Origin of the sequence: Kribbella sp. (genome assembly GCF_035655035.1) — a bacterium.
Taxonomy (GTDB): domain Bacteria; phylum Actinomycetota; class Actinomycetes; order Propionibacteriales; family Kribbellaceae; genus Kribbella.
Window position 1 is genome coordinate 1 of the sequence record NZ_DASRVN010000362.1, and the last position, 11,034, is coordinate 11,034.

General features: G+C 70.8%; 9 protein-coding genes and 1 pseudogene. 3 read left to right on the forward strand and 7 right to left on the reverse strand.

Features of this window, described 5'->3' with window-relative positions; all coding sequences use genetic code 11:
• Window positions 1-1,176: pseudogene (locus VFF46_RS20045) on the forward strand (kinetoplast-associated-like protein); the annotation flags it as partial.
• A gap of 72 nt (window positions 1,177-1,248) precedes the next feature.
• Complete coding sequence (locus VFF46_RS20050) at window positions 1,249-2,199, forward strand: DivIVA domain-containing protein (protein WP_325038689.1); 951 nt, start codon at window positions 1,249-1,251, stop codon at window positions 2,197-2,199.
• Window positions 2,200-2,249: 50 nt separating this feature from the next.
• Here VFF46_RS20050 and VFF46_RS20055 read toward each other — a convergent pair whose 3' ends face one another.
• The gene (locus VFF46_RS20055) at window positions 2,250-3,095 is read right to left on the reverse strand and encodes an A/G-specific adenine glycosylase (protein WP_325038690.1); all 846 of its coding nucleotides are present in this window, start codon (window positions 3,093-3,095) and stop codon (window positions 2,250-2,252) included.
• Between the two features lie 69 nt (window positions 3,096-3,164).
• Here VFF46_RS20055 and VFF46_RS20060 point away from each other — a divergent pair, with 69 nt between their 5' ends.
• A complete protein-coding gene (locus VFF46_RS20060) occupies window positions 3,165-3,875 on the forward strand; it encodes a hypothetical protein (RefSeq protein WP_325038691.1) in 711 nt (236 codons plus the stop codon).
• On the opposite strand, the gene VFF46_RS20065 is transcribed toward VFF46_RS20060, so the two are convergent.
• The 6 genes from VFF46_RS20065 to VFF46_RS20090 form a co-directional block, all read right to left on the reverse strand.
• The gene (locus VFF46_RS20065) at window positions 3,876-5,387 is read right to left on the reverse strand and encodes a DHA2 family efflux MFS transporter permease subunit (protein WP_325038692.1); all 1,512 of its coding nucleotides are present in this window, start codon (window positions 5,385-5,387) and stop codon (window positions 3,876-3,878) included.
• Window positions 5,363-5,935 (reverse strand): PadR family transcriptional regulator, encoded by a 573-nt coding sequence (locus tag VFF46_RS20070; RefSeq protein ID WP_325038693.1) that lies wholly within the window; start codon window positions 5,933-5,935, stop codon window positions 5,363-5,365. The genes VFF46_RS20065 and VFF46_RS20070 overlap by 25 nt, the downstream gene beginning before the upstream one ends.
• A gap of 104 nt (window positions 5,936-6,039) precedes the next feature.
• Window positions 6,040-7,134: a DNA integrity scanning diadenylate cyclase DisA gene (disA, locus tag VFF46_RS20075; protein WP_325038694.1), complete on the reverse strand. Its 1,095-nt coding sequence runs from the start codon at window positions 7,132-7,134 to the stop codon at window positions 6,040-6,042.
• Between the two features lie 169 nt (window positions 7,135-7,303).
• On the reverse strand, window positions 7,304-8,251 hold the full coding sequence (locus tag VFF46_RS20080) for a beta-ketoacyl-ACP synthase III (RefSeq protein ID WP_325038695.1): 948 nt from the start codon (window positions 8,249-8,251) through the stop codon (window positions 7,304-7,306).
• 108 nt (window positions 8,252-8,359) lie between these two features.
• Window positions 8,360-9,760, reverse strand: coding sequence for a DNA repair protein RadA (gene radA / locus VFF46_RS20085; RefSeq protein WP_325038696.1), 1,401 nt, complete (start codon window positions 9,758-9,760; stop codon window positions 8,360-8,362).
• A gap of 10 nt (window positions 9,761-9,770) precedes the next feature.
• The coding region (locus VFF46_RS20090) for a hypothetical protein (RefSeq protein ID WP_325038697.1) at window positions 9,771-11,034 on the reverse strand (1,264 nt) is incomplete at its 5' end.

Below are 11,034 nucleotides of genomic sequence, written 5' to 3' on the forward strand. Positions count from 1 at the left end.
CTGGTGTCGCAAGCCGCCGTACGCAACGAAGCTGATCTGATCGCCCGCGCCGAGTCCGAGGCGAGCGAGCTGCGGGCCGCGGTCGAGCGCGAGGTCGAGACCGCCCGGGAGAAGTCCCGCGTCGAGATCGCCGAGGCACACGCCGAGATCGAACGGCTGCGCGGCGAGAACCGTACCGAGCTGGAACGCCGTACCGCCGAGCTCGAGGAGACCGAACGCGCCAAGCTGGCCGCGATCAAGCTGGAGATCGACAAGCTCCGCGCCGAGGCGGTCGCCGAGATCGCCGAACGCAAGGCCGAGACCGAGGCCGGCAACGAGCGGCTGATGGCCGACGCCCGCGCCCAGGCCAAGCTGGTGGTCGACTCGATCGAGGCGGACCGCCGGGCCGCGTCCGCCGAGGCGCAGCGGATCCTCGACGAGGCGAACCAGACCGCCGAGGCGGCGCTCGCCGAGGCCGAGAAGCAGACCCTGTGGAGCAAGCAGACCGTCGACGGACTGATCGCCGCCGCGGAGGCCGAGGCGCAGTCGATCCGCGAGCAGGCCGCTGCCGACGCGGCCGAGCTGCTGAAGCAGAAGCGCGCGCACCTGCGCCGCGTGGTCGGCCGTTCGACCAGCCGGCTGAAGCAGACCCAGGAGACCATCGCCAAGGAGAACGCGGAGCTCACGCAGCTCGCCGAGACCACGCTGTACTCGGCCGGCGAGAAGGCGGAGGCGAGGCTCGCGGAAGCCGAGAAGCAGGCCGCGAAGGTGACCGCCCAGGCGCAGGCCCGGGCGGACCGGCTGAAGACCACCGCCGCCGAGGACGCCCGCGAGATCATCGAGCGTGCGAACCGCCGCGAGGCCGAGGCCGAGGCGAGTACGCAGGTACTGCGGGAACGCGCCGCCAACGACCTGTCCGAGGCGCAGCGCCAGTCGCACGAGCTGATCCGGAAGTCCCGCGCCGAGGCCCAGCAGATCGAGGCGCAGGCCCGTGAGCACTCCGACGACCTGCGCGCGCAGGCCCGCAAACTCCTCGCCGACGCCGAGGCGAGGGTCGCGGCGCTGAACCAGCGCCGTGATGAGATCACCAAGGAGCTCACCCAGCTTTCGGGTGTGATCGAGGCACTCGCTGTACCGGGGTTCCGCCCAGGTGGTGGAATGTCCTCCAGTGAGGGTTCCACGGGGGAATCAGGATGAGGACGTGACAGTCAGATCCTTGTCAGTGACAATGTGTGATCCACCCACCCATCGAAGTGAGCATCGGAAAACATGAGCAGTGAAAGCCCAACCCCGTTCCGTACCGTTCTGCGTGGCTACGAGCCTGCCCAGGTGGACCAGCACATCCGTGAGCTGACCACCTCCCTGACCGCGTTGCAGCAGCAGTCCGAGCAGCTGCAGCGGCACGTTCAGGAGCTCCAGTCCCGTACGGACGCCGCGGAGTCGGCCGTCATCTCCGCCCAGGAGGATGCCAAGGACCGTGCACCCACGTTCACCGAGTTCGGTGAGCGCGTCGCGAAGATCCTGTCGCTGGCCGACGACGAGGCCCGTGACCTGGTGACCCGCGCCCGCACCGACGCGGAGGCGATCGTCGCCGACGCCGAGGCGCACGCGAAGAAGGTCCGCAAGGAGGCCGAGCAGTACTCGCTGGACTGGAAGAGCGAGGTCGACGCCGAGGCCGCCCGGATCCTCGAGGAGGCCCGGACCCAGGCCGACGACATGCGTGACGAGGCCGAGCGCGACGCCACCGCGCGGCGCAGCGAGGCGCAGGCACTGTACGAGCAGGAGCGGGCCAAGTCCGCCCAGGCCGCGGCCGCCTTCGAGACCACCCTGGCCGAGCGCCGGGGCAAGGTCGAGCAGGAGTTCGCTGCCCGTACGGCGCTGGCCGAGCAGCAGCTCGCCGCCGTCACCGACCGCGCTGCTCAGGTGCAGCGGGAGGCCGACCGGTCCCGGTCCGAGGCGGAGCGCCTGGCCCAGCAGCAGCTGGCCGACGCGAACCGGCAGGCGCAGGAGATCGTCGCCGCCGCGAAGGACAAGTCCGAGCGGATCCGCGCCGAGTCCGAGCGCGAGCTCGCCGCCGCGACCCAGCGCCGGGACAGCATCAACGCGCAGCTGACCAACGTCCGCCAGATGCTGGCGACGCTGTCCGGCAGCCCGGCCATGCCGCTCGACCTGCTGGCCGACGACGACGACCAGGCCACCACCGGCAGCAAGAAGAACTGAAACACCAACCCCGCAAGAAGCCGGCTCGAATCTTCGAGCCGGCTTCTTGTCTAGGTGGGCAGGCGGTAGTGGGCGTTGGGGAGGGGTTCTACCAGGCCGTCGGAGACTAGGCCGTCGAGGGCGCGTTCGCGTTGGGGGGCGTGTGGCCAGGTGGTGTCGAGGGTGGATTTGGGGACGGGGGTGGTGGCGGCGCGGAGTACGGCGAGGAGGCGGCCGCGGGCTTGGCGGTCGGTGCCTTCGTAGGTCTGGCCTCGGCGGGGTGGGCCGTCGTACGGCGGGCTGCCGGCCAGGACCCAGGCGCAGTGCGGGCGGATGGGGCAGTCCGCGCAGTTCGGGGTGCGGGCCGTGCAGACGAGAGCGCCGAGCTCCATCGAGGCGACTGCCCAGCGGGCCGCGGTGGGTTCGTCGGCGGGGAGGGCGCTGACGGCGAGGCGCTGGTCCGCCGCGGTGGGGGAGATGGCCGGCTGGGCGACGCCGGTCAGGGACCTGGCCAGGACGCGGCGGACGTTGGTGTCGACGACCGCGTGCCGTTGGCCGAACGCGAACGACGCGATCGCGGCCGCCGTGTACGTCCCGACTCCGGGCAGCGCGAGCAGTGCCGCGTGGTCGTCGGGTACGGCGCCGCCGTGACGCTCCACGATCGCCTGAGCGGCCGCGTGCAGCCGTAGGGCGCGCCGGGGGTACCCGAGCCGGTCCCAGGCCCGTACAGCCTCACCAGGAGCCTCTGCGGCCAGGTCTGCCGGCGTTGGCCACCTCTCGAGCCAGCGCTGGTACGCCGGGAGCACGCGATTGACCGGTGTTTGCTGCAGCATGAACTCGCTGACCATCACCGCCCACGCCCCGGCGCCGGGCTCCCGCCACGGCAGCACCCGCTTGTTGGCGTCGTACCAGGTCAAGACGGGGTCGTGGAGAGCTAACGGCGAGCCTGAGTGGTCCAGCACAGTGCCGATATTAGAGTGCGCTCCATGAGCAGTCTGCTCCGTCCGGTCGGGCACCTGCCCGCCAGCGTGTACTGGTTCCGGCGGGGACTCGTGCTCGCGGCCGTGGTGGTGCTGATCATCCTGATCTCGAACCTGTTCGGCGGGGGCGGCGACGCCCAGAACGCCGCCGCCTCGGACCCGAACCCGAATCCGACCACCGCGCCGCCGGCGTCGGCCCCCAGTACGACGCCGACCGCCGTCGTGTCCTCGAAGCCGACCAAGACCCCGACCGAGAAGCCGACAGACACTCCGAAGCCGACAGACACCCCGAAGCCGACAGACACCCCGACGCCGACGAAGACGACCCCGCCGACGGACCTGCCGTGCAAGGGACCGGACCTGAACATCACCGCCCTGCCGGGGAACCGGAAGATCGTCTCCGGCTCGATGCTGAACTTCGTCGTCCAGCTCACGCCGACCGGCGACGGTTGCAAGGCGAGTACCGACAACCTGACCGTCACGGTGACGTCCGGCAACGACCTGATCTGGAGCACCACGCAGTGCGAGAAGGCGATCCAGAACGCCACCCTCGTCGTTGCCAAGGGCAAGCAGTCGGCGGTCACGGTGCCCTGGGACGGACACCGGTCCAGGCCTGGCTGTCTTCCGGGGCAACCGGTGGCCAAGCCTGGAACCTATGTCGTCAAGGCCGAGTACAGCGGTCGCGCGTCGGGCGCCCAGGCCTTCCTGGTCGTCTGATCAGCCGGCCTCGGCCGGTGCCGCCGCTTCGGCCGGCTGCTTCTGCAGGTAGCTGGGGGCCGCGAACAGCAGTGCCGCGACGAGCCCGATCAGCAGTACCAGCGCGGGCAGCACCAACGACTGTGCCATCGAGTCGCTGAACCCCTGCCGCACCACCTCGGGCAGCTTGCCGGACGAGAAGCCCTCCGCCGACGCGCCACCGTGCATCGCGGGCAGGTTGTGCGCCAGTCGCGACTCCATCAGTACGGCGATGCTCGCACTGCCCAGCACCGCGCCGACCTGCCGGGTCGTGTTGTAGACGCCGGCGCCCGCGCCCGCCTGGTGCATCGGCAGATTCCGGGTGGCCGTCGTACCGAGTGGGGCCCACATGAAGCCGTTCGCGACACCGAGCAGCGCGATCGGCAGCAGCAGGTGCCAGACCGGTACGTCGGGCTCGATCACCTGGCTCAGCCAGAACAGGGCTCCCGCGCAGCACGCCAGCCCGAACCCGGCGATGAACCGCGGCGGCGTCCGGTCCACCAGCCGGCCGACGAACGGCGCCAGCGCACCGGAGATGACCGCCATCGGGACCAGCAGCAGGGCGGACTTGGTCGGCGACAGACCCCTGACGGCCTGCGCGTACAGCATCAGCGGGAACGCCATCGCGGTGATCGCGAACCCGACCGTCGTGATCGCGACGTTCGCCAGCGAGAAGTTCCGGTCCTTGAACAGCCCCAGCGGCAGCAGCGGCTCGCCCTTGTTCCGGGACTGCCAGACCACGAAGGCCGCGAGTACGACGACACCGGCGATGATCAGCCCCCACACCGAGATCGGGCCGGTGATCGTGCCCCAGTTGTACTTCTGCCCCTCCTGGATCCCGAAGACCAGCAGGAACAGCCCGGCCGCGCTGAGCACGACGCCGATCAGGTCGAACTTGTGCGCGTGGGTCGGCAGGTCCGGCACCAGCCGCAGTGCCAGGAAGAAGCCGACGACACCGACCGGCGCGTTGATGAAGAAGATCCACTGCCAGCCGAGCCCGTCGACCAGGACGCCGCCGAGGATCGGGCCGACCAGCGTCGCGACGCCGGCGGTCGCGCCCCACAGGCTCATCGCCCGGCCGCGCTGGTTCGGCGGGAAGATCCGGGTGATCACGGCCATCGTCTGCGGCGTCATCATCGAGGCGCCGAGGCCCTGGAACACCCGGGCCACGATCAGCAGCTCGATCGTGTTCGTCAGGCCACACCACACCGACGCCAGTGTGAACAGCGCCAGCCCGGTCAGGTACAGCTTCTTCGGGCCGATCCGGTCGCCGAGACGACCGGTGATCAGCAGCGGTACGGCGTACGCGAGCAGGTACGCGCTGGTCACCCAGACCACCGTGCCGACGTCGGAACCGAGGTCCTCGAGGATCGCGGGCGTCGCGACCGAGACGATCGTCGAGTCGACCAGGATCATGAAGAAGCCGAGCACCAGCGCCCACAGGGCGGGCCACGGCCGCACCTCGGGCCTCACTGCGTCTTGCGGGATAGCCATTCCAGATCCTTGCTCTCGATGCGTTCGACGGTGGTGGTGATCCACGTGCGCTCGGCGCGCAGCTGCCCACGGGCGTAGTCCGCGGCCATCCAGTACCGCTCCGGTACGCCGGAGGCCCGCGCCAGGCCGATCGCCTCGTCGACGTCGGCCAGCCAGCGGTCCAGCTCCTCGACGCGCCGGCGGAGCCGCAGTACCGCGTCGTCGGCCTCGAGGTTGTGTGCCTCACTAAGTACCACCGGGAACAGCGGGTATTCGTAGACGAAGTTCTCCAGGCCGCTCTCGACCCGGCGGGTCAGCGCGACGTTCCCGTCCGGGGTGATCTCGTACGTCGTCCGTTCCGGGCGGTTCCCGGCGCGCTCGGTGCCGATCGCGCGGACGTACTGCTGACCGGCCAGCCGCTCGACCGTGTGGTACAGCGAACCGGGCCGGACCTTGACGATCCGGTTGTTCTGGCGGCTCAGCAGCAGCTGGTACATCTCGTACGCGTGCATCGGCCGCTCGTTCAGCAGCGCCAGTACCGAGATCGCCAACGGGGTCAGCTCGGACATCATCCTCCCAACGGAATGTTCCATGTGGAGTATTAGCCCGCGCACGGGGAAATGCAAGACGCCTCCGGTTCTTTCACGAACCGGAGGCGTCGGGTGACCGTCAGTCAGACGTACCGCTCCAGGATGCTGGACTCGGCCAGCCGGGAGAGGCCCTCGCGGACCGTGCGGGCCCGGTTCTCGCCGACGCCCTCGACCGTCTGCAGGTCGTCGATGCTTGCCGCGAGCAACTTCTGCAGGTGGCCGAAGTGGTCGATCAGCCGGTCGATCACGGCGCCCGGCAGCCGCGGCACCTTGGCCAGCAGCCGGTACCCGCGCGGCGTGACGGCCGCGTCCAGCTGCTCGGCGCCGCCGATCTGCAGCGCGCGGGCGACCTGGCCGATGTCCAGCAGGTCGCTGGCGCTGACCGCGTCGAGCTCGAGCAGTACGTCGTCGGCGGTCTTGGCGCGCCGCCCGGTGGCCGGCGGCAGGTAGTCGCGGACGACCAGTTCGCGTTCGCCGGCGACGCCCGCGACGAGTTCGTTGAGCTGCAGGGTGAGCAGCCGGCCGTCGGTGCCGAGCTCCACGACGTACCCGTCGATCTCGGTGGCGATCCGGCGGACCATCTCCAGCCGCTGTGCGACCGCGGCGACGTCCCGGACCGTGACCAGGTCCTCGATCTCCAGCGCGGACAGCGTCCCGGAGACCTCGTCCAGCCGGAGCTTGTAGCGCTCCAGGGTGGCGAGCGCCTGGTTAGCGCGGGACAGGATCGCGCCGGAGTCCTCCAGCACGTACCGCTGGTCGTCGACGTACAGCGCGATGATGTGCATCGACTGCGACACCGAGATCACCGGGAACCCGGTCTGCCGCGCGACCCGGTCGGCGGTCCGGTGCCGGGTGCCGGTCTCCTGGGTCGCGATCGCCGGGTCCGGCATCAGGTGCACGGCGGCCCGGATCAGCCGGGTGGCGTCCCGGTCGAGGACGATCGCGCCGTCCATCTTGCTGAGCTCCCGCAACCCGGTCGCGGTGAACTCGACGTCGATCTCGAAGCCGCCGGTGGAGATCGCGTCGACGGCCTTGTCGTGACCGAGCACGATCAGGGCGCCGGTCCGGCCCCGCAGGATTCGTTCCAGGCCTTCGCGCAGTTCGGTACCGGGAGCCACCGCCGCGAGTGTCGCCCGCAGCCGGGCGCCGGTGCTGTTCTTGTCTGTGTTCGCCGCCACGGAACCTGAGTCTATGCGGTTCTGCGCACGCAGTTGTGCGGATATCCGCCGCCTCGCCGGGTCCGGCCGGTGCGGTCCGTCCTACGACGGCGGATGCGCGTGCACCCGCTCGTGCATCCGGACCGTGCAGTACGCCGTCCCCGCGTGCGGGAGCAGGACCTCTGAGACGTCAGGGGCAGCGGATGACCTGGCCGGCGTACGACAGGCCGCCGCCGAATCCGAACAGCAGCACCGGCGCGCCGGACGGGATCTCGCGCTTCTCGACCAGCTTCGACAGCGCGATCGGGATGCTCGCGGCCGAGGTGTTGCCGGACTCCACGACGTCCTTGGCGACCACCGCGTTGACCGCGCCGAGGCGTTTGGCGAGCGGCTCGATGATCCGCAGGTTCGCCTGGTGCAGGACGACGCCGCCGAGCTCCTCGGGCTTCAGGCCGGCCTTCTCGCAGACCTGCTGGGCGATCTGCGGCAGCTGCGTCGTGGCCCACCGGAAGACGCTCAGGCCCTCCTGCTGGAACGGGCCGTCGCGGCCCTCGATCCGGACCGCGTCGGACATCTCCGGTACCGAGCCCCAGACCACCGGGCCGACCCCGGCAGCGTCGTCGGAGTCGTCCGCGACCAGGACCGCGGCACCGGCGCCGTCGCCGATCAGCACGCAGGTGGTGCGGTCCGTCCAGTCCGTCCAGTCGCTGAGCTTCTCGACGCCGATCACGATCGCCTTGGTCGCGGCGCCCGCGCGGATCGCCTGGTCCGCGGTCGCCAGCGCGTACGCGAACCCGGAGCAGGCCGTGTTCAGGTCGATGGCGGCCGGGTTGCCGAGGCCGAGCCGGGCGGCCACCCGGGCCGCGATGTTCGGCGACCGGTCGATCGCGGTGCAGGTGGCGACCACCACGTAGTCGATCTCGGTGACGTCCAGGCCGGCGTTCGCGATCGCCTTGTCGGCGGCCCGCCAGGCCATCTCGTCGACGGACTCGTCGGGGGCGGCGATCCGGCGCTCGCGGATCCCGACCCGGCTCTGGATCCACTCGTCGTTGGTCTCGACCATGGTGGCGAGCTCGTCGTTGGTGAGCACCCGCTCGGGCTGGTAGTGGCCGAGCGCGACAACTTTCGATCCGGTCATCTGCGTGCTCCTGCGGGTCGTCGGCTCTGGGGGCGCCCCCAGAGTACGTTCCCGGACCGGCTGCTGTTGATCCCCTGTCTCACACCTGTGGCAGGGAACACAAGCCGGTCAGGCCAGGCCGGCGGCGCTCAGGGCCGAGCGGAGGTCGGGGGCGGCGAAGGTGCGCAGGCCGTACTTCTTCTGGATGTCCATCGGCTTCGCCTCGCGGCTGCGGTTCGGGATGTCGGCCGGGATGATCGCCTTGGTGAACCCGAGCCGGGCCGCCTCCGCGAGCCGCTTCTCCAGGCCGCCGACCCGGCGCACCTCACCGGCCAGGCCGACCTCGCCGATCGCGATCAGGCCGGGGTGGATCGGCTTGTCCATCACCGAGGACGCGACCGCGATCGCCACCGACAGGTCCGCGACCGGCTCGGTGATCTTCACCCCGCCGACGGTCGCGACGTACACCTCCTGGTCGGTCAGCTTCAGCCCGGCGCGGTTGCCCAGCACGGCCAGCACCATCGCCACCCGCGACGACTCCAGGCCGGACGTCGTACGGCGTGGCTGCGGCGCCGCGGACGGACCGACCAGGGCCTGTACCTCGGCCAGCAGCGGGCGGCGGCCCTCCATCATGACGGTGACGCAGGTCCCGGCGACCGGCTCGGCGTGCTCGGACACGAACAGCCCGGTCGGGTCGGTGACCTCGACGATCCCGGTGTCGACCATGTCGAAGCAGCCGACCTCGTCGGACGGGCCGAACCGGTTCTTGGTCGCGCGCACCATCCGGAACCCGGAGTGCCGGTCGCCGTCGAACGCGAGCACCACGTCGACCAGGTGCTCGAGCATCCGCGGGCCGGCGATCGCGCCGTCCTTGGTGACGTGGCCGACCAGCACGACCGCGATGTGCCGCTCCTTGGCCAGCCGGACCAGCGCGCCGGTGACCTCGCGGACCTGGGTGACGCCGCCCGGCGCGCCGTCCACCTCGGGGTGCGCCATCGTCTGCACGGAGTCGATCACCAGGAACGACGGCTCGACCGCGTCGACCTGGCCGACCACCGCGCCGAGGTCGGTCTCGGCGGCCAGGTACAGCTCGTCGACGAGGGCGTCGGTCCGGCCGGCCCGCAGCCGCACCTGGGCGGCCGACTCCTCGCCGGACACGTACAGCGTCCGCTCACCGCCGCGGGCGGACTGTGCCGCCACCTCGAGCAGCAGCGTGGACTTCCCGACGCCGGGCTCGCCCGCCAGCAGGATCACCGCGCCGGGCACGACACCGCCGCCGAGCACCCGGTCCAGCTCGCCGATCCCGGTCGGGCGGGACTCGGCCTCGATCGCGGACACCTTGGCGATCGGCATCGCCGGCGAGGACACCGGGCCGGCGGTGATCCGGGCGGCCTTCGGCGCGCCAACCTCGGCGACCGTGCCCCAGGCCTGGCACTCACCGCACCGCCCGATCCAGCGCGCCGACGTCCACCCGCACTCCGAGCACGCGTACGCCGATTTGCCCTTCGCCTGAGTCGCCGCCTTCGCCATACGGCCCAACCTATTTGAAGCCGCCGACAAAACGTCTGAAGGCACGTTTCAGCCAGGTGCCGGCCTTGCGGTGCGGCGGGTCGTCGACGACCACCGGCAGGTCCGACGTACGGCGGGCCGCGTCGAGGTACTTGGTGAGGATCTCGCTCTCCGACGTCCGCAGGAGCTGGCTCTGCTCGAGCAGGAGGAGCGCGGCCTCCAGGTTGCCGGCGGCGACCTCCGCGGAGCCCAGGTGCTGCAGGCAGCGGGCGTGGCCTTCGCGTTCGTCGATCTCGGCGTACAGGTGGGCTGCGTGCTCCCAGCGGCCTACGGCCTCGTGCCGGTTGCGCTGCATCCACGCGGTGACACCGATCAGCTCAATCGTGTGTGCCTCAGCGCTGACGTCGCCTGCTGCCGTTGCGCGGGCGTGTGCGGGCCGCAGGTGTGCCAGTGCGCCCTCGCTGTCCTGCTGGTAGAGGTGTACGACGGCCAGGTTGATGGAGATCGCTACGTCGGCAGCCAGGTCCGGGCCGGGGCGGTAGAGGCGTGCTTCGTCCAGGCGGTCCCGTGCGTTCAGTACGGCCTCGTCGCGGTCGTTGCCGGCCGGTGCGCGGTCTGCGGCGGCCAAGTTCACCAGGGCGCGCTCCACCTGGCACCGCATCTTCAGCGCGAACGCAGTACGGCCGTTGGCACCGATGCTGTCCGAGACGCTCAGTCGGGCGTTGGCAGCGTCCAGGTCGCCAAGCATCCGGTACGCCGTTGCCGCGCGGGCTGCTGCGAGTTCCGAGAGGCTGCGGCGGCCGACTGCTTCGGCTGCCGCGCTCAGGAGGTCACTGAGCTGCAGGAGCGCGTCAGGGTCGGGGTGGCGTACGTACCAGGCCTCCAACGCGTCGCAGATGCGGGCGAAGTCGTCGATCGCGTTGCTGTTCGGCTTCTCGGTCGCGAGCAGTTGCCGTAGGCGGGACTCGTTGAGCGCGAACCACTCGGCGGCGGCCATCCCGCCCGCGTTGGAGCCGAGCGCGACCATCCACTGCTCCGCTTCCTCCGCTGATGTGTGGAGGTCGCTGGTACCGAGCTGGCGTCGCCGCCGAACCCGCTTTGCCCGGGCACGCAGCCGGACGACGATGGCGACCACGAGCAGGAGCGTCACGGAACCGCCGACCCACGGCACGACGCCGCCTTGGCTGAAGCTCTGACCGAGGAGCTGCGACGTCAAGTCGGTGAGCAACGGGGATGCGACCGCGCCGACGGTCAGCAGCACCACTTGGGTCCGCGACGGCTCTTCCTGCTCCTCC